General features: G+C 57.3%; 26 protein-coding genes and 1 tRNA gene. 12 read left to right on the forward strand and 15 right to left on the reverse strand.

All coding sequences use genetic code 11. The features are described from left to right. Positions 1-7 precede the first annotated feature (7 nt). A complete protein-coding gene (locus tag RBQ93_RS08260) occupies positions 8-505 on the forward strand; it encodes a hypothetical protein (RefSeq protein WP_320371628.1) in 498 nt (165 codons plus the stop codon). An 81-nt stretch (positions 506-586) separates the two neighbouring features. On the opposite strand, the gene RBQ93_RS08265 is transcribed toward RBQ93_RS08260, so the two are convergent. Further along, positions 587-1984 carry an OFA family MFS transporter gene (locus RBQ93_RS08265; RefSeq protein WP_320371629.1) on the reverse strand — a complete coding sequence of 466 codons (1398 nt, stop codon included), beginning with the start codon at positions 1982-1984 and terminating at the stop codon, positions 587-589. Positions 1985-2231: 247 nt separating this feature from the next. After that, on the reverse strand, positions 2232-3455 hold the full coding sequence (locus RBQ93_RS08270; protein WP_320371630.1) for a radical SAM protein: 1224 nt from the start codon (positions 3453-3455) through the stop codon (positions 2232-2234). On the opposite strand from RBQ93_RS08270, the gene RBQ93_RS08275 reads away from it, so the two are divergent. Then, a complete protein-coding gene (locus RBQ93_RS08275) occupies positions 3454-3945 on the forward strand; it encodes a hypothetical protein (RefSeq protein WP_320371631.1) in 492 nt (163 codons plus the stop codon). The two genes, RBQ93_RS08270 and RBQ93_RS08275, sit on opposite strands and share 2 nt — an antisense overlap. Beyond that, positions 3942-4628, forward strand: a complete 687-nt coding sequence (locus tag RBQ93_RS08280; protein ID WP_320371632.1) for a PilZ domain-containing protein — start codon at positions 3942-3944, stop codon at positions 4626-4628. Before RBQ93_RS08275 ends, RBQ93_RS08280 begins: the two co-directional genes overlap by 4 nt. A gap of 3 nt (positions 4629-4631) precedes the next feature. Here RBQ93_RS08280 and RBQ93_RS08285 read toward each other — a convergent pair whose 3' ends face one another. Both RBQ93_RS08285 and RBQ93_RS08290 read right to left on the reverse strand, forming a co-directional pair. Beyond that, positions 4632-5375: a DUF58 domain-containing protein gene (locus RBQ93_RS08285; protein WP_320371633.1), complete on the reverse strand. Its 744-nt coding sequence runs from the start codon at positions 5373-5375 to the stop codon at positions 4632-4634. 113 nt (positions 5376-5488) lie between these two features. Next, a complete protein-coding gene (locus tag RBQ93_RS08290; protein ID WP_320371634.1) occupies positions 5489-6427 on the reverse strand; it encodes a MoxR family ATPase in 939 nt (312 codons plus the stop codon). A gap of 94 nt (positions 6428-6521) precedes the next feature. On the opposite strand from RBQ93_RS08290, the gene RBQ93_RS08295 reads away from it, so the two are divergent. Together RBQ93_RS08295 and RBQ93_RS08300 are read left to right on the forward strand one after the other, a co-directional pair. Beyond that, the gene (locus tag RBQ93_RS08295; RefSeq protein WP_320371635.1) at positions 6522-8054 is read left to right on the forward strand and encodes a Cache 3/Cache 2 fusion domain-containing protein; all 1533 of its coding nucleotides are present in this window, start codon (positions 6522-6524) and stop codon (positions 8052-8054) included. Beyond that, positions 8051-9448 carry a sigma-54 dependent transcriptional regulator gene (locus RBQ93_RS08300; RefSeq protein WP_320371636.1) on the forward strand — a complete coding sequence of 466 codons (1398 nt, stop codon included), beginning with the start codon at positions 8051-8053 and terminating at the stop codon, positions 9446-9448. The genes RBQ93_RS08295 and RBQ93_RS08300 overlap by 4 nt, the downstream gene beginning before the upstream one ends. Here the strand turns inward: RBQ93_RS08300 and RBQ93_RS08305 are convergent. From RBQ93_RS08305 to RBQ93_RS08315, 3 genes are all read right to left on the reverse strand, one after another. Next, on the reverse strand, positions 9445-9720 hold the full coding sequence (locus RBQ93_RS08305; RefSeq protein ID WP_320371637.1) for a hypothetical protein: 276 nt from the start codon (positions 9718-9720) through the stop codon (positions 9445-9447). The two genes, RBQ93_RS08300 and RBQ93_RS08305, sit on opposite strands and share 4 nt — an antisense overlap. Before the next feature lie 95 nt (positions 9721-9815). Then, on the reverse strand, positions 9816-10208 hold the full coding sequence (locus tag RBQ93_RS08310; protein WP_320371638.1) for a secondary thiamine-phosphate synthase enzyme YjbQ: 393 nt from the start codon (positions 10206-10208) through the stop codon (positions 9816-9818). A gap of 54 nt (positions 10209-10262) precedes the next feature. Continuing rightward, positions 10263-11336: a branched-chain amino acid aminotransferase gene (locus RBQ93_RS08315; protein WP_320371639.1), complete on the reverse strand. Its 1074-nt coding sequence runs from the start codon at positions 11334-11336 to the stop codon at positions 10263-10265. 342 nt (positions 11337-11678) lie between these two features. Here RBQ93_RS08315 and RBQ93_RS08320 point away from each other — a divergent pair, with 342 nt between their 5' ends. Then, the gene (locus RBQ93_RS08320; RefSeq protein WP_296698249.1) at positions 11679-11969 is read left to right on the forward strand and encodes an HU family DNA-binding protein; all 291 of its coding nucleotides are present in this window, start codon (positions 11679-11681) and stop codon (positions 11967-11969) included. A 70-nt stretch (positions 11970-12039) separates the two neighbouring features. Here RBQ93_RS08320 and RBQ93_RS08325 read toward each other — a convergent pair whose 3' ends face one another. The 6 genes from RBQ93_RS08325 to RBQ93_RS08350 form a co-directional block, all read right to left on the reverse strand. Then, complete coding sequence (locus RBQ93_RS08325) at positions 12040-13410, reverse strand: sodium-dependent transporter (protein WP_320371640.1); 1371 nt, start codon at positions 13408-13410, stop codon at positions 12040-12042. A 44-nt stretch (positions 13411-13454) separates the two neighbouring features. Continuing rightward, positions 13455-14759 carry a DUF4403 family protein gene (locus tag RBQ93_RS08330; protein WP_320371641.1) on the reverse strand — a complete coding sequence of 435 codons (1305 nt, stop codon included), beginning with the start codon at positions 14757-14759 and terminating at the stop codon, positions 13455-13457. Between the two features lie 131 nt (positions 14760-14890). Further along, positions 14891-14978, reverse strand: a tRNA-Ser gene (locus RBQ93_RS08335). Between the two features lie 62 nt (positions 14979-15040). Then, positions 15041-15520 carry a tRNA adenosine(34) deaminase TadA gene (gene tadA / locus RBQ93_RS08340; RefSeq protein ID WP_320371642.1) on the reverse strand — a complete coding sequence of 160 codons (480 nt, stop codon included), beginning with the start codon at positions 15518-15520 and terminating at the stop codon, positions 15041-15043. 5 nt (positions 15521-15525) lie between these two features. Beyond that, positions 15526-16374: an SPFH domain-containing protein gene (locus tag RBQ93_RS08345; RefSeq protein ID WP_320371643.1), complete on the reverse strand. Its 849-nt coding sequence runs from the start codon at positions 16372-16374 to the stop codon at positions 15526-15528. A gap of 15 nt (positions 16375-16389) precedes the next feature. Continuing rightward, positions 16390-16839 (reverse strand): NfeD family protein, encoded by a 450-nt coding sequence (locus tag RBQ93_RS08350; protein ID WP_320371644.1) that lies wholly within the window; start codon positions 16837-16839, stop codon positions 16390-16392. Between the two features lie 147 nt (positions 16840-16986). Here RBQ93_RS08350 and RBQ93_RS08355 point away from each other — a divergent pair, with 147 nt between their 5' ends. Continuing rightward, complete coding sequence (locus tag RBQ93_RS08355; RefSeq protein WP_320371645.1) at positions 16987-17178, forward strand: hypothetical protein; 192 nt, start codon at positions 16987-16989, stop codon at positions 17176-17178. Positions 17179-17231: 53 nt separating this feature from the next. Here RBQ93_RS08355 and lipA read toward each other — a convergent pair whose 3' ends face one another. Both lipA and RBQ93_RS08365 read right to left on the reverse strand, forming a co-directional pair. Beyond that, positions 17232-18077 (reverse strand): lipoyl synthase, encoded by an 846-nt coding sequence (lipA, locus tag RBQ93_RS08360; RefSeq protein ID WP_320371646.1) that lies wholly within the window; start codon positions 18075-18077, stop codon positions 17232-17234. Next, positions 18074-18901, reverse strand: coding sequence for a lipoate--protein ligase family protein (locus RBQ93_RS08365; RefSeq protein ID WP_320371647.1), 828 nt, complete (start codon positions 18899-18901; stop codon positions 18074-18076). Before RBQ93_RS08365 ends, lipA begins: the two co-directional genes overlap by 4 nt. A 169-nt stretch (positions 18902-19070) precedes the next feature. Here RBQ93_RS08365 and RBQ93_RS08370 point away from each other — a divergent pair, with 169 nt between their 5' ends. The 5 genes from RBQ93_RS08370 (at position 19071) to RBQ93_RS08390 (ending at position 23977) form a co-directional block, all read left to right on the forward strand. Continuing rightward, positions 19071-20480 (forward strand): MBL fold metallo-hydrolase, encoded by a 1410-nt coding sequence (locus tag RBQ93_RS08370; RefSeq protein WP_320371648.1) that lies wholly within the window; start codon positions 19071-19073, stop codon positions 20478-20480. A 512-nt stretch (positions 20481-20992) separates the two neighbouring features. After that, a complete protein-coding gene (locus RBQ93_RS08375) occupies positions 20993-21703 on the forward strand; it encodes a hypothetical protein (protein ID WP_320371649.1) in 711 nt (236 codons plus the stop codon). 89 nt (positions 21704-21792) lie between these two features. Beyond that, entirely contained in the window at positions 21793-22521 is a 729-nt protein-coding gene (locus RBQ93_RS08380; protein WP_320371650.1) for a hypothetical protein, read from the forward strand. Positions 22522-22592: 71 nt separating this feature from the next. Beyond that, positions 22593-23117: a hypothetical protein gene (locus tag RBQ93_RS08385; protein WP_320371651.1), complete on the forward strand. Its 525-nt coding sequence runs from the start codon at positions 22593-22595 to the stop codon at positions 23115-23117. A gap of 683 nt (positions 23118-23800) precedes the next feature. Continuing rightward, on the forward strand, positions 23801-23977 hold the full coding sequence (locus RBQ93_RS08390) for a hypothetical protein (protein ID WP_320371652.1): 177 nt from the start codon (positions 23801-23803) through the stop codon (positions 23975-23977). The last annotated feature ends 103 nt before the right edge of the window (positions 23978-24080 follow it).

A 24080-nucleotide genomic window follows, 5' to 3' on the forward strand; every position in this document is an offset into this window, starting at 1 on the left:
AGCCAACGTGCCGCTTGAACCGTTCCAGCAAAAACTGCTTCAGCTTTACAAGGATCAGGAACTGCAGATGGCCCGCCTGTACCAAAAGCTGGCCCAGTCTTTTCCGGCTTACGCAGACCAGTTTTTAGCGTTGGCCAGCGAAGAACAGGAGCATGCCGGCTGGATCGATCATCTCCAGAACTGTATCAGCAGTGGCACGGCTGTATTCAGTGAGGGTAAAACACGCACCTACACCCTGAACGCCCTGATAGCATACGTCAAAGGGATACACGATGCCCTTGAAGCAGGGACGTTAGACCTGCCCAAAGCGCTCTCACTGGTGGTGGACACGGAAAAATCGTTCATTGAGCGTCACGTCTTTGAGCGCTTTGCCGGTGATTCTCCGGAAGTGGAGCGGATTCTGCGGATCCTTGACGACACGCAACGGGATCATCTGACGCGGATTGATCAATTTGCCCGCCAGGTGCGCTCCGATCTGGCAAAGGCAGCCCAACGCTGTCCCTAGCTATCTTTTACAAACGACCAAATGACAAACGCCCCGGCCTGATGGCCGGGGCGTTTGCGGTTATTCTCTCTCCAGAGCCGATCAGGCCTTGGAGCGCTCTGCCTCAATGGCATCCCAGTTGCGGGGAGCACGGACCTGAGGCTCCTCGAAGCCGAGGAACACCTTGAAGCCCAGCGAGAACTCGCCCCAGAACTCCTGCCAGCGGGACGGCACTTCTTCGCCGGCCACAGCCTTCTTCTTGTCTGCCAGGAACACACTCATCGCGGCGCCGCAGGCCAGCAGGATACCGGCTGCAATAAAGGCGTTGGTGTTGCCGTTGGGCATAGCCTTGATCTTGTCGGCAGCCTGCACCAGCACGAAACCACCCATACCCCAGGCGGTAAACAGGGCACCGTAGTTCAGGCCGTAGTTCTTGAGCCCCCAGTAATCCTTGGCAAAGGAAGGGAACAGGGCCAGGTTGGAGCCGTAGTTGAAGCCCATAAACGTGGCCAGTATCACCAGCATTACCGCGTTAGGATTGGCGGTGATCGGAATGGCGGCAAACATCAGACAGGCCTGAAAGGCCAGCATGATGAATAATGTTGCGCGACGACCGATCCGGTCGGAAAGCACACCGGCCACGATCCGTCCAGCTGCGTTACCCACGGCGGCAATGGCAACCGCCACAAAGGCCATCTCGCCCATACTGGCCTTGGCCATGCCGGCCACACTGCCGATCACCATCAGACCGGCGCCAGCACCGATAAAGAAGCAGAACCACAACACGTAAAACTTGGGAGAACGCAATACCTCACCCAGTTCGGCGTTCGACTCTTCCTTCTTTTTCTTTTCCGCATCCAGGGCTGGATAGTAGCCACGCAGCACCTCACGGGGCACATACCCTTTGGGAGGGTTGACCAGCAGAAAGGACAGGCCGCAGACCACCACCAGGAAACCGATGCCCAGGATCAGCATTGAGTTCTGAATACCAAAATGCCCCAGCAGGAACTTGGCCAGCGGTGCGATATAGACCGGCGCCAGACCGAAACCGGCCACCACGATGCCGGCCACCAGACCGGTCTTGGCCGAAGAGAACCACTTGATAGCCGGCGGCGTGGCGGCAGAATAGCCAAAGCCGAAACCAGCTCCGGCCAGCACGCCAAAGCCGATAATCCAGGCCAGGAAACTGTTGGTAAAGCCCAACAGGACAAAGCCGGCCCCCACCAGCAGGCCGCCGATCAGGGCCGTCTTGGCCGGACCGATCTTATCCTGGGCCTTGCCGGCGATGATCATAGCAAAGGCAAACACCAGACAGCTGACCGCGTAGGGGGTGCCAACCGAAGCCAGGTCCCACTGGAAGGCGCCGGGACCACCGGTCTTGATGGAAGTGACAATCGCCTCTTTGAAGATACTCCAGGCGTAGAGCACGCCCAGGGCCAGGTTGATGCCGGTGCCGGCAATAACGACCTGCCAGCCTTTACTCTCGTGCGGATTCGTCATGAAAACCCTCCTTGCAGGGATAGTGGTTCCAGTTGGAGTACCAGCTATCTACAAGGCAACTGACGTGCCAAACCCTAGCATCTTGTATGAAATAGATAAAAAGCCCTGATATTGGACGATTAGCATTGCTGACGAGAAGAGTGTCGCCGTCAACTATTGCAGTATTGCAAACAATGCCTGTCGGCAGCAGACCTTATTCGCATTTTTGCAACAAACGGTGCGCGCGCCGCATCCATTTCAGCCTATGCTAAAAATAGGGTGCCAGACCTGTGGTAATCAGTTCCCAGGTCTTGAGTCGCTCAGGCAGCTCCCCGCGAGCAAGCCCGGCAGCCTCCTGTTCCGTCACGGGAAGCGGCGGCGTAAGCGGCTGGCGTTCCAGGTACAACGGCCGCCCCCCCTGCAGCATGATCTTTTCAAAAGGACCACGCATAGAGGGGGCCTGCAGAATGGCGGCCTCGCTGTACTGCACCGTCCCCTCCCCCAGCACCCGCAGATAACCGCTGTCGGTAACCTGCTCACCAGGACCGCAGACAGACAGCGCCGCCCGCCGACGGGCAGCGGCATGCTGGAATCGGCGCTTGTAAGGGAATGAGCAGTAATTGACCGGCAGGCCGATCCCCTGTTCGATGCTGTAACGCACCAGTCGCAGTGCAGTCAGTTCCGATTCCAGCACCGTTACCTTCTCGCCATGCACAAAGGTGTAGTTCCGCTCCAGCAGGTGTGGCAGGTTATGGGGGGTCAACCGCAGCTGGTGCAGATTAAGGTGATTACAGCCGGCAGCGGCCAGCTCGCGCATTGTGCGCTGCATCAGGAGCTCGTCCTCAGGCACTGCCGGTATCTCAACCGTGACCGTGGGGATCACGCCTACTGCCAGCCGCAGTTTTTTCAGATGGTAGCGCACCGCCCCCAGGTCGAAACGGATCTCATCCAGACCGGCCTCACGCAGCTCTTGGCAGAGCCCTTTGGTTAGCAGGATGCCGTTGGTGTACAGCCAGAGGTGTAGGTCAGAACCGCAGCGTTGCCGCACCGCACGCAGGTAGGCCAGGGTCAGCTGCGGCGTAAGCAGTGGCTCACCGCCACTGATACTGACCCCACGAAAACCAAATCGCTGCACGTAGTCGGCATACTCCTCGGGCGCTGAAAAGGCCAGGCCGTTGGTGACCGGCGGCCCGTCGTCCTCCTGTGAGGTCGGACAGTAAAAGCAGCGACCGTTGCAACGACCGTTAATAAACAGGCAGGACCAGCTGCCCTCGCCGCAGCGCTGGCAACCGGGCGAAAGCCGATTGCAGTCGACCTTGGTTCCGGCGTAGCCGAAGCTGGCATGTTCGCCAAGCCAGGCCAGCAGCTCGTCACGCTCATGGTTGGCCGCAGCAACAGCGACCTCATCTGCAAAAGGAAGCAGGTCGTAAGCCCGACCGTATTCTCGCCTATTGGCATTGATTAGTTTTTCACGGTACAATGCGTCCGTCATGACCACCTCGAATGAAGATATGCACCTCTGCGCCCGCTGTGGCGGGCAATGCTGCCAGACCAAACCGGGTATAGAAGCACCTGAGCGTTTTGTCGTCAACGACAGCCTGGTCGCAACGCTGACGCAGGCCCTTGCCACCGGCAACTGGGTGCTGGAGGAACACCTCGGCATCCCCTATCAAGCGGGCGGCGTTTCTCCCGACCCGCACAGACTTATCTACTACCCACGCCCTGCGACCCAGCAGGAACGGGAGCTAGGCGGATGGTCGGCACAGCCCGGCAGTGGCAGCTGTGTCTTTCTGGCTGCAGAGGGCTGCCGGCTGCCCTTTGCTGAACGACCCAGGCTCTGTCAGGAACTGGTGCCGGATGTCTGCTTTGAATGTGAAAGCCCCTGGGGCCGCCGCGAGGCTGCCCTGGCCTGGCTGCCCTGGCAAGATCAGGTCACGACTGTCCTTGCAAACCTCTCACCAGTTACAAGGATAGCCCGATGAACGCACCGACCCTGATCCTGGTGGCCCGCAGCGAGAGCCGCACCCAGACCTATCGTGAAGCCTTGGAGTTGCGTGGTTTTGCCTGCCAGCCGGCAAGCGAGCTGAAAGATCTGCCGGCCTTGACCTGCCGTACACTGTTTAATGGTGTATTACTGGATATGCCGATCATCACCAAGGCCAGCACTGCTGAAAAAAACCAGTTGGAAGACATCCTCAGGGCCCTGCCCAGCGCCTACCTCAACATCGCACCGGCCACCGACTCAATCAAGCTGCTGATGGCCGACAACCATCATGGCATGGCCCGTTCCCTGGATGAGTTTCTTACCATCTGTAACGCGTTCACACCCCGTCTGGTACGCCCCAATGACCGGGTATCGCTCCATCTCAACGCACTGCTGTTCGATGGCCAGCACCTGGACCAGCCGGAGCAGACCGTTACCCTGAACGTCTCTTCACAGGGCTGCTTTCTGTTCAGCACCCACCCCAGCCACCAGCCCGGGCAGCAGGTGAAGGTCAGATTTGTGGGCTTGTCGGACTCGACACTGATCAGCTGCACCATCCGTTGGGTGCGTCCCTGGGGGACCTGTCACCAGATGCCAGGCATCGGCGTTACCTTTGAACTGATCAGCGAGTCTCAGCGAACCCAACTGAGCGAGCTGATGGCAGCACACAAGCCCTACTAGACATCAGGCCCTGCTGTAGACAGCCAGCGCAGCCAGCAGCTGATGCCTCTGGTGCAGCCCGGCCTGTGGCGGCAACAGCTGATCCCCCAGACGAAGTCCCACCGGCCGCTCGGCCGCCCAATGGTGCACCAGCCAGGCAGCGCAGCAGATCCGCTCTTCAAGCCGCCCCGGCAAGCTATCCAGATCAACCATCAACGGTTCTGCCGTGGCAGAACGATACTGTTTGACCTTCAGCTCCTCGGAACGGGCCGACAGTTTCCAGTGGATCTGGCGCAACGGCTCCCGCCCGCTGTACTCGACAATCCGTTCCACCTCGCCGCTGCTGCCCCGCTGACCTTGTCGCCCATCAGCGGCATCGGTCCCGCTGCGGCCGCCACTGCTTTGATGGCAGGGTATCAGGCGGGGATAGACCAACAGTTCGCGATCAATCGTCAAACGCCAGGAACGGATGAAAAAACTGACGGGAAAGGGTGAGCTGACTCGTACCGACGCCAGATGCGTCCAACCCCGCTCAGGCAGGGTCAGCTCAAGCGGCAGATTGACCGTTGCGGCAGCCGGCAGATGGGCCAGCACCGCAGCGCCCTGCTGACAGGAGAACGACAACAGGAACGACGGAATGAACCGCTTGCTGTTGCTGATCCGCAGGGTAAACGAGGCTGGCTGACCGGCGTACAGCTCAGAAGGGGGCAGCAGCTCGACACGCAGGCGCTGCAGGTTCACCATCCCCGCATACCCGGTAACCGACATGAAGGCCAGCAGACCGGAGACCACCAGAAACAGGAGGTTGTTGCCGGTGTTGACAGCGGCGAAGCCAAGCAGGATGGTGATCAGGATATACAGACCACCTGCCAGCGTCAGCTTCAGGCCAAAGGCAGCGCTATCTCGGCGAGGATGGTCCGTATCAGTTCCTTTCTGTCCCGGGCTTCGTGTTCGGGGCGCAGCAACAGACGGTGGGCGCCGCAGGCCACGGCCAGATCACGGACATCCTCCGGCGCCACATAGTCACGCCCTTCCAGATAGGCCGCCGCCCTGGCAGCCTGAGCCAGGCCGATAGCGGCACGGGTCGAGAGGCCGGTCAGCACGGACGGATGACTACGGGTTGCCACAATAAAACGATGGAGGTAGTCAAGCACCTTGTCGGCTAGATGGACCTGGGACACCTCGTTGCGGGCCGTCAGCAGCTCCTGACTGTCCAGCAGCCGCGGCAGCTCTTCCAGTCGCTCGCGAATGCCGCCGCCGGCAATGATCCCCTTTTCAAGCTCAGGCGAGGGATAGCCGATGCCGGTGCACAACAGAAAGCGGTCTAGCTGGGATTCAGGCAGGGGATAGGTGCCGGTCTGTTCGGAGGGGTTCTGGGTGGCGATCACCAGAAACGGTTCCGGCAAGGGGTGGGTAGTGCCTTCCACCGTCACCCGCCGTTCCTCCATCGCCTCCAAAAGGGCGCTCTGGGTGCGGGGCATGGCCCGGTTGATCTCGTCCACCAGCACGATCTGGTTGAAGATCGGTCCCGGCAGAAAGACAAACTGCCCCTCTTCACGCCGGAAGACCGACAGGCCGGTAATGTCGGAGGGCAGCAGATCACTGGTGCACTGGACCCGCCCCAGGGTCAGGCCGGTGCTGCCGGCCAGGGCCAGGGCCAGGGTGGTCTTGCCCAGGCCGGGCAGATCCTCGATCAGCAGATGGCCACCACTGAGCATCGCCACCATGGCCAGCCGCAGGGCATCCTGCTTGCCCTGCAGCACGTTGCTGTTCAGGTGCTGCAGGGTCTGATAGATTCTGGTTCCTGTTTCATGGTTCATGGTTTGCCAGTATATACCAGAAAAACGGTCCGGCGCAGCAGAAACTGGTAGCGCCCTTGATTCTGTGGCGGTTTCAGGCTATATCTGACCTGCCATGCCCAGTCCTTTTTTCGACCGCTTAAAGCTGCGTAGCAAGCTGCTGCTGCTGGTGCTGCCGCTGGTGATCATACCGATCATCGTGGTGGCGCTGGTGACCGGCTTCATCGCCAATCAGAAGGCCTATCTGGGCATCACCCAGACCAGCAAGGACGACCTGCAGCATATGGCCGAGTTCACCATCGACCTGCTGCGCTCCTACGACAAACAGTTCCAGGACTACCGCTTCGATATTACCGGCGACCTGGAAACCGAACTGGCCTCTGCCTCCTTTGCCAACCTGAAGGACAAGATCAAGAACAAGCGGGTCGGCAAGACCGGCTACATCTACTGCATGGACCGCAAAGGCACCCTGACCATCCACCGGGAATCGGAAGGCAAAAATATCATCGATGCCACGGACTCCAACGGCCACCCCTTCATCCGCGAGATGATCGAGCATAAAAGCGGCTGGATCAGGTATCCCTGGCAGAACGAGGGTGATGCCAAACCTCGCATGAAGATCGTGCGCTATGAATATTTTCCGGTCTGGGACTGGATCGTGGCCGTCGGTTCCTACGAAGATGAGTTTTACAAAGAGGCCAACGCCATCAAGAGCCGCATCTTCTGGAGTACCATCATCCTGATCGGCATCGTTGGCTGCTTTGCCACGCTGCTGGTCGTCTGCGCGTCGAATGTGGCCACCAGACCGATCAACCAGATGATCGAGACTATCCGCAAGGTGCGCAAGGGCGACATGAAGGCCCGCATGGCCGTATCCGGCAGTGACGAGCTGGCCGAGATGGCAACGGCGTTCAACCGGATGACCGACATCATCCAGCGCAACCAGGAGATGGAGGCATCCTTGGCACAACAGGGCAAGATGGCCTCGTTGGGGGTGCTCTCCTCAGGGGTGGCCCACGAGATCAACAACCCGCTGGGGGTAATCCTGGGCTACGCCGGCTACCTGGAGGGCAAGCTCAGCGAGGATGACCCCAACTACAAATATATCCACGAGATCAAACGCGAAAGCAAACGCTGCAAGAAGATCGTGCAGGATCTATTGTCCTACGCTCGCACCCCGCGGCCGACCCTGGTCCTGACCAACCTCAACGAGCTGCTGACCGAGATCGTCGAGTTTTCGGCTAATCATACCGACATGCGCGGCGTCACCATCCGCACCAGCTTCGACCGCAACCTGCCCCCGGTGCTGCTGGACGGAGATCAACTGCGCCAGGTGGCCATCAACCTGATCCTGAATGCCGGCGGGGCCATGCCGGATGGCGGCGAGCTGCTGGTTGCCACCACACCGGGGCCAGATGACACCGTGCGGGTCATCTTCCGCGACACCGGCTCCGGCATCCCCCAGGAAAGCCTGGAAAAGATCTTTGAGCCGTTCTACACCACCAAGGCCCGCGGCACCGGTCTGGGGTTGGCCATCACCCGCCAAATCATCGAGATGCACCACGGCAGCATCACCATCGAGAGCGAACCGGGCCACGGCACCACGGTCACCGTTACCCTGCCGCTTGATTATGAGGAACTGGCATGACCGACAAGCAACGGATACTGCTGATTGATAATGAAGAAGGGCTGTGCCGCATGATGGAGCAGGTACTGCTGGATAACGGCTACCTGGTGCGGACCTATACCAACCCGGTCAAGGCCATGGAGGAGTTCAGCCCAGCCACCTGGGATCTGGTGATCACCGACATCAAGATGCCCGGCATGACCGGCCTTGAGGTGCTGCAGCGGGTCAAGGAACAGGCCCGGGACCTGCCGGTGATCATCATCACCGCCTACGCCACGGTGGAGATGTCGATCCAGGCCCTGCGCAAGGGGGCCTACGACATGCTGACCAAGCCGTTCGAGCCCCAGGAGCTGGTCTACCGGGTCAAGAACGCCCTGCAGCAGGCCCTGCTGCAGGAGGAAAACCGGGAGCTGCGGCGGGAGATAGAAGAGAAACTCCAGTTCGACAACATCATCGGCGCCTCGGGCGCCCTGCGGACCGTGCTGGACAAGGTGGGCAAGGTGGCCGGTCGTGACACCTCGGTACTGATCACCGGCGAGTCCGGCACCGGCAAGGAATTGATCGCCCAGGCGGTACACTACCACTCAGCCCGCAAGGATAAAAAATTCGTGGCCATCAACTGCGGCGGCCTGCCGGAAAGCATCCTGGAAAGCGAACTGTTCGGTTACCGCAAGGGGGCTTTCACCGGCGCCACCGAGAATCGCCAGGGTCTGCTGGAGGCGGCCAACGGCGGCACCCTGTTCCTGGATGAGGTGGGCAACCTGCCGATCAACGTCCAGAAGACCCTGCTGCGTTTTCTGCAGGAACAGGAGTTCACCCGGGTGGGAGAGACAACCCCCACCAGGGTCGATGTGCGGGTGATCTCCGCCACCAACGCCGACCTGAAAGAGGCGGTCAAAAAAGGGGAGTTTCGAGAGGATCTCTACTACCGGCTGAACGTCGTCAACCTGCACCTGCCGCCGCTGCGGGAGCGGGTTGAAGACATACCGCTGCTGGCGGCCCACTTCATCCACCTGCAGAACCTTAAATTTGGCACCACCATCAAGGGGTTCGAGAAGGATGCCATGCAGGTGCTCTGCTCCTTCCAGTGGCCGGGCAACATCCGGCAGCTGAAGAACGTGATCGAGGCCTGCATGGCCATGGAAGGCAGCGACTACATCAGTCTGGACACTCTGGGGCAGGTGATCGAATTGCCGGAGGGGCCGCTCCCTTCGGTGCAGGCAGGGCCGGTACTGATGAGCGAAGAGCCGTACAGCGCCGCGCTAGAACGGTTCGAACGGGATCTGCTGCGCGATCTGCTCAAAAAACATGGCGGCGCCGTTGACAGCGCCGCCAAGGAAGCCGGCATGAACATGGCCACCCTCTACCGCAAGATCAAGAAGTACGGCCTGAAGAAAGAGGAGTACGCCGACTAGTTAACGTCGCCGCTATCCGAACCGCCACCCCACAGGTCTTGCCACTGCTGCTGCGGTGTGCGGTTATCGCCATACTGCACGATCACCCCATCCTCCCGCTGATATGAGCAGGACCAACCGGGCCAATCGGCCTTGTAGAAGGTCGGATAGTCGCTGGGATGGTCCAGCGGGTTATAGGGCTCAGAATACCTGCTCCAGTCCTTGGGTAATGGACAGCGTTCATCTCCACGATAATCACCCGCAGCCAGCGCCTGGGTTGAGATGGCAGCCATCATCGCTACTGTTAGAAGTGCTGTTTTGAGCATTGCCTTCACCTCCCTTGATCGTTTACATGAAAATAATCTAACACATTATCCTACAAATTTGATCAAGAAAATTTCAGCAGCAGCTGCCGATGGCGGGGACCGTCAAACTCGCAGAAGTAGATCCCCTGCCAGGTGCCCAGCCAGAGGCTGCCGCCCCGCACAATCACCTGCACTGACGAACCGAACAGGCTGGCCTTGATGTGGGCGGCCGAGTTCCCTTCGGCATGACGAAAACCGGCCAGGTTCGGCACCAGCTGCTCCGTAAACCAGAGCATGTCGCGGGCCACATCGGGGTCAGCATTCTCGTTGATGGTGATGCCGGCGGTGGTGTGGGGCACAAACAGGGTCAGCACTCCGTCCTGCCAGCCGTTACGCCTGACCAGATCAGCCACCTGGCTGGTGACCGACAGCAGTTCGGTCGTCCGGCTCGTCTGCAGCTGCAGCTCAGCGGTCATGCTGTCCTCCTGAAACAGCCGAGGCGGGCATCGCTGCCCGCCTCGGTCATCACGTTACTTCACAAAGGTCACCCAGCCAAACTCGTCCGGCAGGGCGCCGGTCTGGATACCGGTCAGAGTATCGTACAGCTTCTGGGTCAGCTCACCAACGCCGCCGTTACCCAACGGCACGGTCTCGCCCTTGTAGTGCAGCTTGCCCACCGGGGTGATCACCGCTGCGGTGCCGCTACCAAAGGCCTCGGTCACCTTGCCGGCCTTGATATCAGCCATCAGCTCATTGACGTCGATCTTGGTCTCCTCCACCGTGCAGCCCAGCTTCTTGCCCAAGGACAGCACCGAATCACGGGTCACACCCGACAGGATCGAGCCGTTCAGGGCGGAGGTAACGATCCGGTTGCCATAGACGAAAAACATGTTCATGGCGCCCACCTCTTCGATGTAGCGCTGTTCGCGGCCATCCAGCCAGAGCACCTGATCAAACCCCTTCTTTTTGGCCTCCAGACCAGCCTTGAGCGATGAGGCGTAGTTGCCGCCGGTCTTGGCCTCGCCGGTGCCACCTGGCACGGCACGGACGTAATGATCCTCCACCATGATGTTGACCGGCTTGAAACCGGCGGCGTAGTAAGCCCCCACCGGCGAGAGGATCACAAAGAAATAGTAATGGTCAGACGGGCTGACCCCCAACACCGGCTGAACGCCGATCATGGCGGGGCGGATATAGAGTGAGGTGCCGGCTGCGGTGGGAATCCAGTCCTGCTCAAGGCCCACCAGTTGCTTGATCCCTTCCACAAACAGCTCTTCCGGCAGCTCGGGCATGCACAGCCGGTCGGCCGAGAGATTGAAACGCCGAGCGTTTTTCTCCGGCCGGAACAGCGCAATCCGTCCATCGGCCCACTTGTAGGCCTTGAGCCCCTCAAAGATCTCCTGGGCATAGTGAAACACCTGGGCCGACGGATCCAACACAAACGGCTCGTAGGGCTTGATACGGGCATTGTGCCAGCCCTTCTCTGCAGTCCATTCAACCAGCAGCATCCGGTCGGTGAAGATACGACCGAAACCAAGCTGCGACTCGTCAGCCACCTTTGCCTTCATCTGCCCTGCTGCCAGGGGGAGTACTGAAATATCCATCTGCAAGCCTCCATTGTTCGATCGTGACCACGGCCAAAAACAAGGCGGCCACTGGCCGCCGCACCGTCTGTCCGGTAATTGCTGGTACTCGGCTTCTGCCGAACGTCAAAATTACTGCCAGCCCGATACGACTGTCAACAGTTTCCTGAGCTGATTGCAAGCCAGCTTAAAATCAGATTAAAAGCACAAAGAACGCTCGCTATACAAAAAAAAGTGTGTTAGAAGCAGAAAAAATTGCTTGATCACTTGCAGAGCCTCAAACCAGTGCTAAGATTGTATGCCAGATTCAGCTTCAACGCTGACGGAGACGTCCGCAGCGTAAAAAACCCAAGGGGGACCCGAATGAAGAAGGCAGATCTCGTTGCAAAGATGGCGGCAGGCGCAGGTATCACCAAGACCCAGGCCGAGAAGGCCCTCAGCGCTTTTATGGCGGCAACTGAAGCAGCCATGAAAGCCGGCGACAAGCTGACCCTGGTCGGCTTCGGCACCTTCAGCACCGTGACCCGGAAGGCCCGTACCGGCCGCAATCCCCAGACCGGCAAAGAGATCAAGATTCCGGCCAAAACCTCGGCCAAGTTCTCCCCGGGCAAAGGTCTCAAAGATCTCAAAGTGAAGGCAGCCAAGAAGAAGTAACGCACCTTCGATTATCGTTGTTTGGAAAACCCCGCTCCGGCGGGGTTTTTGTTTGTGCCCAAACTGGTTTTTAGAACAGCCCCACCTTGTTCAGCAGCACCAGAGCCACCAGCACCGGCGAGACGTAGCGGATCAGAAAACGCCAGAGCGGATAGAACCAGCCGATGGCCGTCCCCTTGGTCAGCTCTGCCTTGGCCACAGCCGGTGTCAGCACCCAGCCGGCAAACAGCGTAATCAACAGCCCCCCCAACGGCAACAGATAGTTGGTGGCCACAAAATCCACCGAGTCCAGAACGTTCCGCTCGCCGATCACCTGCCAGTCCTTGAGCAGGTTGTTGGACAGGGCCGACGGCACGCCGATGGCGAAGATCACCAATCCCATCACCACGGTTGCCCTGCGGCGATCCCACTTCCGCTCGTCACAGTAGTAGGCCACCACCACCTCCAGCAGCGAAATGGCCGAGGTGAGCGCGGCAAATACCAGCAGCAGAAAAAACAGCACCGCAATGACGCTTCCGCCCGGCATCTGACTGAACAAAATCGGCAGGGTCTTGAACACCAGGCCAGGTCCGGCGGCCGGCGCCATGCCGTAGGTGAAGACGATCGGAAAGATGGCCAGCCCTGACAAGAGCGCCACCAGGGTATCCATGGCCGACACCGTGACCGCCACCTTGGGGATGCTGATTTCTTCGTCGGCATAACTGCCGTAGGTCAGGATGGCGCCCATACCGAGGCTCAGCGAGAAAAAGGCATGGCCCAGCGCCTCCAGCATGGCTGGCGGATCAAGCTTGGACCAGTCGGGCGAGAACAGGAACTGCAGCGCCTGAGAGCCGCCGGCCGAAAACAGGCCGAAACCTGCCAGCCCGACCAGGATCAGAAACAGCACCGGCATCAAGATCCGGTTAGCCCGTTCAAGACCTTTTTTGACCCCGCCGATCACGATCAGCACCGTTGCCAACATGAACAGGGCCTGCCAGAACAGCTGGCTGAGATCGCTGGCCAGCAGGCCGGTGAACAGGTGCGGCACCTGCTGGGCATGTTGCTGGCTAAAGGTGCCCTGCAGCGACAGCCAGAGGTAATCCACCGTCCAACCGGCCACCACACTGTAATAGGAAAGGATCACAAACCCGGCACAGACCCCCAGCCAGCCCACCAGCTCCCAGACGCCGCCTTTCAGACGCTTGAAGGCCCCCACCGGCCCCTTGCGGGTATGACGACCGATGATCATCTCGGTCACCATCAGCGGAATACCGATCAGGGCGATGCAGAACAGGTAGAACAGCACAAAGGCGCCGCCGCCGTGCATGCCGGTCACATAGGGGAACTTCCAGATATTGCCCAGTCCCACGGCTGAACCGGCCGCCGCCATAATGAAGCCAAGTCGGCTGGACCAGCGCCCCCGCAGGGGTTGTGAACCACGATGATGATGATGGTGAGTCATAGACACCTCAGGTTGTTACCGCAAGCGAGAGTGGGCGCCTGCCATCAGCGCAGGACAACACCACTCTCCCCCTCGCTGTAGATCTGGATTGACAGTTTATCCTGCTGTAACAGCACATCGTGCAGGCGCATCGCTTGCACTGTTCCTGCCAAATAAATACCATCAGTCAGCTGGACCCGGGCCAATGCCCTGGCAGCCTGCTCCCGGGCCTGGTGGACACGTGTACTCAGGTCCATGTTCAGCCGTTCCTGGATCGCCTGCCTGATGGTGCCATGCAGGAACCATTCAGCCGTTGCAAGCAGCAAGCTTTGGGTCTGCAGATCAAATTCCACATCCTCCACCGAGAAGAGACTGGTCTGCGGGTTGAATACCGGCCTGCAGGTCAGATACAGCACTCCCTCCAGAGAACCCGCCGTCGCAAGCCGTATCACCAGCCGGTCGCCATTGCCGTACAGCTCAATTCCCTTCACAATCACACGCCGTCCCTCGCTGACAAACTCCTTATCAAGCAGCAACGGGGTGACGATCTCCAGCAGATCGCGATAAAACAGATCGGTGTGCAGGGCCACCCGGAATCGACGGTCCTGCCCGGACGCAGCTTTCAGGTTGGGCAAAGGTGTCAATGCTGAACGGGCGGCAGGTTCTGGACCCACCACCAGCTCCGCGTAGGAGCGCAGCCCTACCCCCAGCCGAACCTGTCCCCGCTGGGCATACAACGGATAGAAAAACGCCTCCTGCGGATCGAGCAACAGCCAGGCACGGTACTGCTTGTCCAGCAGAATCGGCTTCTGCGCGGCACGCCACACCTTTTCGGCCTGACTGCGCAAGGGAAACCGCTCCTGCAGCTTCCGGGCAACCTGGGCGGTAAGCATCCGCTGCACCGGCCGGGTCAGCTCCTCCATCATGCTGCGCGGCTTTATCGCCAGCGGCCCGATACCGATCTCTTCAACCAGCGCGTCGCTTAGGCCCGTATAGTGGATCAGCGGGTCAAGCTGCCAATCGGGCCTCACCGTAGCGCTCACCCTGAACCGGAGGCTGGTTTTGAACGGCAGGGTTTCAAACATACCGTAGCCAAAAGTCACCACCACCGGCACCGTCAGGTGGATGAAGTTGTCGGCAGCCTGCACCTGTAGCGAGCCGTCACGCAGCATCCGAGCGGTCAGCCCCCGGATACCGGCAGCCCCCTGGTACAGTTCGCGGGGCAGCAACCGGTTCAGGGCGTCGCGCAGCTCCTGGTCCGATGCCTCAAGCACGATGTTGACGCTCGACAACTCTTTTTTCAGTGACCGATGCTGTGCCTCAGCAGCTGGCTGCGTTGCCGTAACCTGACTGACAGCTGCACCTGCCATGCACTCTGTTGTGAAGATGCTAACTATCAGCAGGCCACCTGCCGTGATGGACCGTGCATAATGACACATGCTGCCCCCGTAAAAAGAACAAAAGGGCCTACAGACGAATTCCGTAGGCCCTTCTTTGAGTATGGCGGAGAGGTAGGGATTCGAACCCTAGGTACCTTGCGGTACAACAGATTTCGAGTCTGTCACCTTCGACCACTCGGACACCTCTCCAGTGAAACAAACGGCCTGATCGCTCAGGCCGATACGTTCTATACACCAAGCGATAAAAAAACTCAACCCTCAGCCTCACCACGGCGTCGTTTACGCAAGGCAGTAAAAAAGGAGCTGAGCTGAAGGGAGCACTCCGCGCTCCGGATGCCGCTCACCAGTTCCAGGCGGTGGTTCAAACGGGGGTCGTTGGAGAGATCGTACAGGGAACCGGCAGCGCCGGCCTTGGGGTCGAAGCAGCCGAAGACAACCCGGGGGATACGGGCCAGGATGATGGCCCCCATGCACATCAGGCACGGTTCCAGGGTAACGTAGAGCGTGGTGTTCAACAGCCGCCAGGAAGAAAGCTTCCTGGCGGCCTTACGAATGGCCAGCAGTTCGGCATGGGCAGCCGGGTCCTGCTTCGATTCCCGCAGGTTGTGGGCACGGGCGATGATGCGGCCCTCACGGACGATGACACAGCCGATCGGCACCTCATGCTTGACTTGAGCCTTGCGGGCTTCGGCGATGGCCTGGGCCATCCAGTAATCGTGGCTGCGCTGCACCCACCCTACCCTTTACCCATGATGCCGCGCACCGCTGCCGGCAGGTCGGCAGGCAGCACCACCATCTTGCTGTTTTGCGAGGTGGCCATCTTCTGCAGGGCATTGATGTAGCGGTCGCCCAACAGGAACACCGCCGGCAGGTCGCGATCCTGGACGGCATTGCTGATATCCTTGATGGCCTGGGCCGAGGCCTCGGCCAGCCTGATCTGGGCGTCGGCCTCACGCTTGGCCGCCTCCAGCTTGCCGTCGGCTTCACGGATCATCGCCTCGCGACGTCCCTCCGCCTCCAGGATAGCGGCCTGCTTGAAGCGGTCGGCGCTGGCCTGCTGCTCCATGGCCTTCTGCATCGATTCAGATGGTTTGATATCCTGGATCTCCACCGACTGCACGTAGATACCCCAGTTGGCCACCTCTTTGGAGATGTTTTCCTGCAGCCGGGCCTTGATGTGCTCCCGCTCCGACAGGGCGCTATTCAGTTCCATCTGGCCGATGATCGCCCGCAGGGTGGTCATGACCAGGTTCTGGATGGCGTACTCGTAGTTCTGGATCTCATAGACCGCCCGGGTGGGCTCGGTCACCTTGATAAAGGCCACCGCATTGGTGATAATCACCGCATTATCCCGGGTAATCACCTCCTGAGAGCCGATCGACAGCACATCGCCCTTGGTGGAGACCCGGTAGGAGACGTTGTCGATGTACGGAATGATGAAGTTTAAGCCCGGCTTGAGCGTGCAGCTGTACTTGCCTAACCGCTCCACCACCCATTCCTGCCCCTGGGGCACAGTCTTGATGCCTGCAAAGATAGTGGCGGCCACCACCACAAATAAAACGCCAACAACGATCATTCCTGGCATAGCTTACCTCCCGGTTTACAGTTTACGCACCTTTAAGATCTGCCCCTCGATATCCTCCACCCGCACCGTTTCACCGACGTTCAACGGTTCTTCGGCATAACAGGTCCACTCATCGGCCCCCAGGATGGCGATCCGAAAACGGACTTTGCCCTTTGTGTAGCTGTCGGTCGTACCACGGATAACAATGCCGGTCTCACCGACAATCGCCTCCTTGGACTGACCGGCATGGGTCATGCTGTTCTTGGGCTTGAGGTATTTGAACCACATCAGGGTAAAGGCCACCGAGGCCACGGCCCAGATCAGTCCCTGCAGCCAGAGCGGGGTGAACGGCAGCAGCGCCACCAGCAGCCCCACCGCGAGTGCCCCCAGACCGAACCAGACGATGGTGAAGGACGGGATCAGCAACTCCAGTCCGATCAGACACAGCCCCAGCACCAGCCAGTGCCACCATACAATCGTTATCATCAGCCCTCCCCGTTCTCTCTTTGCGCTGTTGTGGCAGACACTATACCAGAGATTCCGGCAGCTCGAAAGCTGACACTAAAAAAGCATTGATCTTATCCCTACTTAATTGGTAAGCTACCATCACAGTATGCGTGAAGGAGGCACACGATGGATGTCAGTTCAATCGCCGGCGCCAGCCAGATGATGCAGTCGTCACAGACCCAGCAGGCCCTGTCGACGGCCATGGTCAAGCAGGCTGCAGAAGCCCAAAACAAGATGGCCGACCTGTTGGCACAAAACGCCAAGCAGGCTCCGCAACCGGTGAAGAGCCAGGATTACGGCTTTTCAACCTTTGCCTGATCGATCAACACAGCTGAACCATTTGATTGGCCGCCCAACCAGGCGGCCTTTTTTTATGCGTAGTTGGCGGCATGATAGGAACTGCGGGTGTAGGGGCTGCTCTCCACATGACGAAAGCCTATCTCCAGTGCTGCCTGACGCCACAATTCAAAACGTTCGGGCAGGATGTACTCCACCACCGGTTGATGCCGCCGGCTAGGGGCCAGATACTGGCCGATGGACAGGTAGCTGCAGCCTACCTGCCGCAGGTCCTGCAGCACCGCCAGCACTTCTGCTTCCGTTTCACCCAGCCCCAGCATGATCCCTGACTTGGTCGGCGCAGCATCTGTAGCTAGCGCAGCCCGTTCCAGCAATTGCAGCGAACGCCGGTAATCGGCCCCTTGCCGCACCGCATACAGGCGCGGCACCGTTTCCAGGTTATGGGCCAGGATGGCCGGTCTGGCCGCCAGCACCGTGGCCAGCGCCTGTCCATCGCCGCCGAAGTCCGGCACCAGCAGTTCGATTGCCGCCTCCGGTGAACGCTCGCGGATGGCGGCCACCGTTGCGGCGTAGTGGCCGGCCCCGCCATCATCCAGGTCATCACGGGTCGGGCTGGTGATCACTACGTGGGAGAGTTTGAGACGCAGCACCGCCTCGGCCACCCGGCGCGGTTCGTCGGCATCGGGCGGCAAAGGTCGGGGAGCTTTATCCACATTGCAGAAGCTGCACTGGCGGGTGCAGTCGCGCCCAAGAATCAGAAAGGTGGCCTGGCCGCAGCTGAAACACTCGGCAATGTTGGGACACAGCGCCTGCTGACAGACCGTGTTCAGCTTCAGTTCGGACAACAGTCCCCGCATGGCAGCCTGTTCCCCTTGCGGCACCTTTTTTCGCAGCCACTCCGGCTTGCGTTGGATTTTCATGGTTCTTCACCTTCCAGGTTCCAACGATCTTCGCCATATTTACCTGCAGCCAGCGTGCGCGACAGCGCCTCTTCCTGTGCGGTCAGCGCACTGGCCTGCAGGCTTGCCCCCAGCTGCGCCTGAAACTGCGCAACCAGGGTCTGCTGCAACTGGTCATAATCGGTGGTTATCCCCTCATCAGACAGACAGGTGCTGGCCTGCTCGATCCCCTGTGGCTTGATCTTCAGATAGCCCAAACCCTGCTGTAGCCGGTTTTCCCGTGGAATAGAACCATGCTGAAAGATGACCGCGCGGGAGCGGCGCTGGGCATTGCCCCCCAGCTTGCGATTGTTGACCAGGATATCGTAACTTTCCTTACCGGCAAAGCAGAGCGGGGTGCGCTGCCCCAGCCTGCTGCCGGCCGGCGCCAGGTCAGCCGCATAGGCGGCCTGCAGCCCCAGGGCCCGGTACAACCCCAGCAAAAATCCAGTCAAGACCCGAAAGGAATCCTTCACCGAGGCGGCCGCCGGGATCTGCGACGGCCCGCAGACCAGGCTGTAGGTCAGTTCGTCAGCATGATAGATGGCACCGCCGCCGGTGATCCGGCGCACAATGGTCAGGTTGTCGGCCCTGCAGCGGTCGAGATCGAGATCAGCTGCCGCCTTCTGGAACCTGCCCAGCGATAGCGCAGGCGGTTGCCAGCCGTACAGCCGTAGGGTCGGCTGGGACGAGGCGGGATCAAAACAGCGAAACAGCGCCTCGTCGATGGCCATGTTCTCCCTGCCGGACAAGGGGCCGGTATCAATCAGCCGCCAAACCGCAGTATGGTCGCCCTGTCTGTTCATCAGTCCTATCCAACCCCCACCGAACGTGCTGCCCGCAACAACGCCCGGATGATAGCACAGCCTGTGTGAGGAGGGAACGCCGGACCATGCAACCGTGAAAACTGATGGTTTACCAACGCGCAGGGCATGGTATAACAAGCAGACACTCGCTTCATGAAAGGCGTGAGACATGAAACTTACCTTTAATGGCGCAGCCCGTACCGTCACCGGCTCGCAGCATCTACTCGAAGTCAACGGCAAGACCATCATGCTTGACTGCGGCCTGATTCAGGGCAAACGCAAGGAATCCTTTGAAAAGAACCGCGGCGATGACTGCCGGGGTACCACAATCGACTGCCTGATCCTGTCCCACGCCCACATCGATCACTCGGGCCGCATCCCCTGTCTGGTCAAAAACGGCTTTAAGGGCGACATCTTCTGCACCTCGGCCACCCGCGACCTGTGCGCGGTGATGCTGCAGGACAGCGCCTCGATCCAGGAAAAGGACGTGGAATACGTCAACCGCCGCCGCCAGAAGCAGGGCCAGCGGCCCTTTGAACCGCTATACACAAAGGCCGATGCGGCCAGGGCCATGGACCAGTTTGTGGGCGTCAGCTATAACCGGCCCCGCCAGATCCTTCCCGGCATTACCCTCACCCTGGTGGATGCCGGCCATATGCTGGGCAGCGCCCATGTCATCCTCGATATCGATGAAAAGAGTACTGGCCAGCATCGTCGCCTGGTGTTCAGCGGCGATATCGGCCGGCCGGACATCCCGATCATTCGCGACCCGCAGCCGATCAGCGACGGGACCGACATCCTGATCATGGAGAGCACCTACGGCGACCGGCTGCACCCCGACGGCTCGGCATCCGAAAAAGAGCTGGAGCGGATCGTTAACCAGACCGTCAGCCGTGGCGGCTCACTCCTGATTCCGGCCTTTGCCGTGGGCCGCACCCAACAACTGGTGTATGCCCTGCACCGGCTGCACAGCGATGGCGCCATCCCCGACCTGCCGATCTTCATCGACAGCCCCCTGGCCACCCGCACCACCGAGGTCTTCCGGCTGCACCCCGAGGTCTACGACGACGAGATCCGCGAGTTTCTGCTGACCGACGACGACAACAACCCGTTCGGTTTCGGCCGCCTGCAGTACACCCAGTCGGTGGAGCAATCAAAGGCGCTCAATCACCTGAAGACCCCGGCCATCATCATCAGCTCCGGCGGCATGCTGGAGGGGGGCCGGATACTGCATCACCTGCGCAACCGGATCGGTGACCCGCGCAACACCATCCTCTTTACCAGCTGGCAGGCACCCAACACCCTGGGGCGCCGGTTGGTGGAACAGGAGAAGCAGGTGCGTATCTTCGGGGAGGAGTTTCAGGTGGGGGCCCAGGTGGAGGTGCTGCCCGGCTTCTCCGGCCATGCCGACAAACAGGGGCTGCTGGACTTTGTGCGGGTGATGGAGAAAAAACCGCAACGCACCTTCATCGTCCATGGCGAAGACGAGGCCGCTAACAGCCTGGCCGCGGCCCTGCGGAGTGAATTGGGGCTAAAACAGGTGGTGATTCCCGATGCTTTGCAGTCCTTTGATGTCTGATCGGAAACGGCTTATTAGTTGTATATACTGTCCACGGAATTCTAGGCATCCAACAGCCTGGCCGAAGCCCTGCGGAGTGAACTGGGCCTGAAACAGGTGGTGATTCCCGATGCCCGACAGTCCTTTGAGGTCTGATCGTAAACAGCTTATTAGTTTTATATACTGTCCCCGAAATGGGGATGCGGCCATAATGGGGGGAGATTTTGAAGCGAGTCTACTGCTCGTTGATGAATTGTGGGACGAATCACTTTCCAATCTCACATCTAATACTTTCATTGCCTGCGTGCCCTGCCGAGATATGTTGGCTTTCTGCGACAGTAAGTCAGCTGCTGGAGTCGAAAAACTGCGAGAAATCGTGTCACGGATGGGTGATGATGCAGATCATCCGATATCGAGGAGCCTGTACATTCGGAGAGATTGTTCTTGGCACCAAATGGAGTCCTAACCAGACAGAAGCACCGGCCTAAAACCGCCGGTGTTCTGCCGAGCCGTTGTACACAAACGAGAAAACCATGAATGAAAAAGACCAGACAACTCAAATCCTCAGAGCCACAGGAATAAACCCACATGAATCAAGGGCACTAAGCGACGGGTGCATTGAGGTTGAACCAAGTTTTGACCTTTCCCCTGAAGATTTCATTAGGTTTGCTGAACTGGACCTTGCACAAGACGACGAACGTTCATTGGTTAACGCCTTGGGCAATGCAAAGAGAGCGATAGACTGTAGAACGGACATCATCATAAGCGCACTTAAACTTTCACCAAAACGACTAAAGTTGTCAAAGTTGTCCATACTTAAAGAAATCGGGGCATTAGCGCCAAGAATATTGAATAAAGTCAGAAGTGCAAGAAATTTACTTGAACATGAGTACGTATTACCAACAAGGGAACTAGTAGAAGATGCAGTTGATGTCGCTATGTTATTTGAAGCTGCTGCTCATAGGGTGCTGCATCTATTTCCAGAAGTCATATACATATACAATAATAGCGAAAAAGATGGTGTTGATGGGCATTTGTTCCAAAATGAAATTAATATCACATTTACAGAAGGTGGTTATAAGGTTAGTGGTTATAAAAATTGCAATAAAATGGATATCGAATTATTGATACCAACTAACAGTAGCCTATATTTTGTGTTCACCAAGCTTTATGTTTCCACACATGTAGAGAGGGGTATTGATGCTGCTCTGAAAGAACTTTATGAAAAAGTGGAATACCTTTGAAAACTTTGACAACGGGAGTGCCAACAATCGGCACGACCGTCCTAAAACCTAGCCGGTCAGCCTCATAACCGTTACCTACAGGAGAATTAATGGAAACAACCCTTCTGCTTTCGTCGTCTGTATTAGCCGGATTAATTGCAGGACTTGTTGCTATACGAGCAAGTGAGCGAAAAATACAAATAGAAAATGTGACACAAGAGCGTGCAAAGTGGCGTGCAAAAATAAGGGAACTTTCTTTGGCCGTTCATCAATCCGCTACTACTGGGAATAATGCCAGACTAGGAGAGTTGGTCTTAGAGTTCTCGCTGGTGCTGAATCCACTCCATGAAGAAGATCAAGCCATTCCAGAGCTGATCTATCAACTTACGAATACATCGGAAAAATCAAATTTGCTTCTCGAATTTCGAGAACGAGTAGCTCTGTTGCTGAAACATGATTGGGAAAGAGCAAAACATGAATCATTTTCATGGTTTAACAAAAATACACCTGACAGAATGACATATAGCGACTACAAGAAAAGTGATTATAAACCATCAAAGAATACAAATCACAGTAAAGGTTACTTGAAGTTTATAATACCATTTCTCGGAGTAATGATACCAACAGGTTATACTTTTTTATTAGCAACTATACTCAAAGAGCCAATAACACCTCTAGTAAAGCGCTATAATACCGATTTTTATTCGTTGCCGATCAACGAACATATAATCTTCTTATCCGCGTGTGCTTTTATCGGAATATTATGGACACCGTTTTATCTCTGGTTCAAAGGCTCAGAAAAGGTCTTTTTAGATAGATGGTTCAATAAAAATAACTAAATGGCGGCACACAGACTTTGACGCGCTGGTTTCCTCGCCACCGTTATACAAATAAAGGAGAAGCTAAATAAATGACTGCAAGAGAAGAACATCCGGTTTGGGGTGTATATGACTTGTATCGGACTGCGAAACTAAATGTTAAATATTACACCTGCAAGCTCAGCAGGGTCGAATCTGCAAATTTTTATATGGAGGTAGTTTTACTTATTACCGCTCCATCTTCAGCAATTGCTGGACTGTGGTTTTGGGAAACACCTTTGGGACAGCAAATGTGGAAGTATTTAGGAATTGCCTCTGCAATTATTGCCGTTATAAAACCTGCCCTGTCTTTAACAAAAAAAATAAAAAAATATGAAGAAATACTGTCTGGTTACAAAGGTCTTGAACATGATTTGTTTGAGATCAAGGAAATGATCGCACAGAAGCTAAAATATGACAAAGAAATGCAAAATGACTTAAAAAAAGCGATTAAAAGGAAAGGCATCTTAGTAAATAAAGAACCAGGAGAGAAGATCGACAAAAAGCTGATAGCCTGCTGTCAAAGGGAGGTAGATACCGAGTTGCCAGCAGAAAAATTTTATATTCCGGAGGATTGAAATGAAACGTGATTCAGGCAAACCAAGACAGCCTTCCCAGCCTACTCCCAAGCCGACACCATCCCCACGACCGACACCACCTGCTCCTACACCTGGGAAAGAGATAAAAAAAGATTCGCCGTCGCCGCAGCACCGTGTTGATCCCATTGAGCCTTGGAAACGTTGATAGTACAACCATCGGGTTATTTCGGGGACAGTATACATATCTATAAATGTATCAACAAACACGTACGTACAACCTACCCCGAAAAACTGTCCAGCGCTTCACAGCCCCCCCGCTGGACAGATCAATCAAGCCAATTGACAACCTGGAGGGCGGGAATACGTGCGAATTCTCGTGCGTTGTTGGTAACCAGGGGCAGCCCTAACGAAACGAAGTACAATAAGGGGACAGGCTACTTATTAAGGTACAATTAGAGAGGCTGCCAGATGCCGAGAATAGCAAGAGCATTGGGAGACAACTGCTATTACCACATCATTAATCGCTGAAACGGCAGGCAACAGATTTTTTACAAGGATGAAGACAATGGTGCCTTTCTGGGTCTGATGCTACAAGCACGGTTGAAACACCCGGTTCGACTGCACGCATGGTGCCTGATGCCCAGCCATTTTCATATGGTCGTACAACCAGAGCATGGTGATGAACTCAATAAATTATCGATCAGAAAAGGAGGACAGCATAGATGGATAAAAAAGGCGCTGATTTGCAGAGAATTGAGGAGAAGGTAGGTAAGGATAACAGCTTAGTATTACGTCATCAGCATCAGATTCATCCAAAAGTTTGTCCCGACTGCGGACATAACGATTATATTTTTGAAGAGAATGATAGTTTATTAGGTCCTGTAAATGATTTTGTGTAAATGGTTTTTCGGTCATTTTATAGAGCAGGCATCCGTTCTTCAACGATGATAGTGAACTGATTTAGCACAGATTTCCAGTCCTTGAACGGCATGGTCCATTTCT

The organism is Trichlorobacter sp. (assembly GCF_034008105.1).
Classification (GTDB): domain Bacteria; phylum Desulfobacterota; class Desulfuromonadia; order Geobacterales; family Pseudopelobacteraceae; genus Trichlorobacter.

Excerpts from the sequence above, each read along its gene's own strand:
- RBQ93_RS08265 (WP_320371629.1), bottom strand. The coding sequence starts at position 1,984 with ATGACGAATCCGCACGAGAGTAAAGGCTGGCAGGTCGTTATTGCCGGC.
- RBQ93_RS08275 (WP_320371631.1), top strand. The coding sequence starts at position 3,454 with ATGACCACCTCGAATGAAGATATGCACCTCTGCGCCCGCTGTGGCGGG.
- RBQ93_RS08270 (WP_320371630.1), bottom strand. The coding sequence starts at position 3,455 with ATGACGGACGCATTGTACCGTGAAAAACTAATCAATGCCAATAGGCGA.
- RBQ93_RS08280 (WP_320371632.1), top strand. The coding sequence starts at position 3,942 with ATGAACGCACCGACCCTGATCCTGGTGGCCCGCAGCGAGAGCCGCACC.
- RBQ93_RS08285 (WP_320371633.1), bottom strand. The coding sequence starts at position 5,375 with ATGTCGGTTACCGGGTATGCGGGGATGGTGAACCTGCAGCGCCTGCGT.
- RBQ93_RS08290 (WP_320371634.1), bottom strand. The coding sequence starts at position 6,427 with ATGAACCATGAAACAGGAACCAGAATCTATCAGACCCTGCAGCACCTG.
- RBQ93_RS08295 (WP_320371635.1), top strand. The coding sequence starts at position 6,522 with ATGCCCAGTCCTTTTTTCGACCGCTTAAAGCTGCGTAGCAAGCTGCTG.
- RBQ93_RS08300 (WP_320371636.1), top strand. The coding sequence starts at position 8,051 with ATGACCGACAAGCAACGGATACTGCTGATTGATAATGAAGAAGGGCTG.
- RBQ93_RS08305 (WP_320371637.1), bottom strand. The coding sequence starts at position 9,720 with ATGGCTGCCATCTCAACCCAGGCGCTGGCTGCGGGTGATTATCGTGGA.
- RBQ93_RS08310 (WP_320371638.1), bottom strand. The coding sequence starts at position 10,208 with ATGACCGCTGAGCTGCAGCTGCAGACGAGCCGGACGACCGAACTGCTG.
- RBQ93_RS08315 (WP_320371639.1), bottom strand. The coding sequence starts at position 11,336 with ATGGATATTTCAGTACTCCCCCTGGCAGCAGGGCAGATGAAGGCAAAG.
- RBQ93_RS08320 (WP_296698249.1), top strand. The coding sequence starts at position 11,679 with ATGAAGAAGGCAGATCTCGTTGCAAAGATGGCGGCAGGCGCAGGTATC.
- RBQ93_RS08325 (WP_320371640.1), bottom strand. The coding sequence starts at position 13,410 with ATGACTCACCATCATCATCATCGTGGTTCACAACCCCTGCGGGGGCGC.
- RBQ93_RS08330 (WP_320371641.1), bottom strand. The coding sequence starts at position 14,759 with ATGGCAGGTGCAGCTGTCAGTCAGGTTACGGCAACGCAGCCAGCTGCT.
- RBQ93_RS08345 (WP_320371643.1), bottom strand. The coding sequence starts at position 16,374 with ATGCCAGGAATGATCGTTGTTGGCGTTTTATTTGTGGTGGTGGCCGCC.
- RBQ93_RS08350 (WP_320371644.1), bottom strand. The coding sequence starts at position 16,839 with ATGATAACGATTGTATGGTGGCACTGGCTGGTGCTGGGGCTGTGTCTG.
- RBQ93_RS08355 (WP_320371645.1), top strand. The coding sequence starts at position 16,987 with ATGGATGTCAGTTCAATCGCCGGCGCCAGCCAGATGATGCAGTCGTCA.
- lipA (WP_320371646.1), bottom strand. The coding sequence starts at position 18,077 with ATGAAAATCCAACGCAAGCCGGAGTGGCTGCGAAAAAAGGTGCCGCAA.
- RBQ93_RS08365 (WP_320371647.1), bottom strand. The coding sequence starts at position 18,901 with ATGAACAGACAGGGCGACCATACTGCGGTTTGGCGGCTGATTGATACC.
- RBQ93_RS08370 (WP_320371648.1), top strand. The coding sequence starts at position 19,071 with ATGAAACTTACCTTTAATGGCGCAGCCCGTACCGTCACCGGCTCGCAG.
- RBQ93_RS08375 (WP_320371649.1), top strand. The coding sequence starts at position 20,993 with ATGAATGAAAAAGACCAGACAACTCAAATCCTCAGAGCCACAGGAATA.
- RBQ93_RS08380 (WP_320371650.1), top strand. The coding sequence starts at position 21,793 with ATGGAAACAACCCTTCTGCTTTCGTCGTCTGTATTAGCCGGATTAATT.
- RBQ93_RS08385 (WP_320371651.1), top strand. The coding sequence starts at position 22,593 with ATGACTGCAAGAGAAGAACATCCGGTTTGGGGTGTATATGACTTGTAT.
- RBQ93_RS08390 (WP_320371652.1), top strand. The coding sequence starts at position 23,801 with ATGGATAAAAAAGGCGCTGATTTGCAGAGAATTGAGGAGAAGGTAGGT.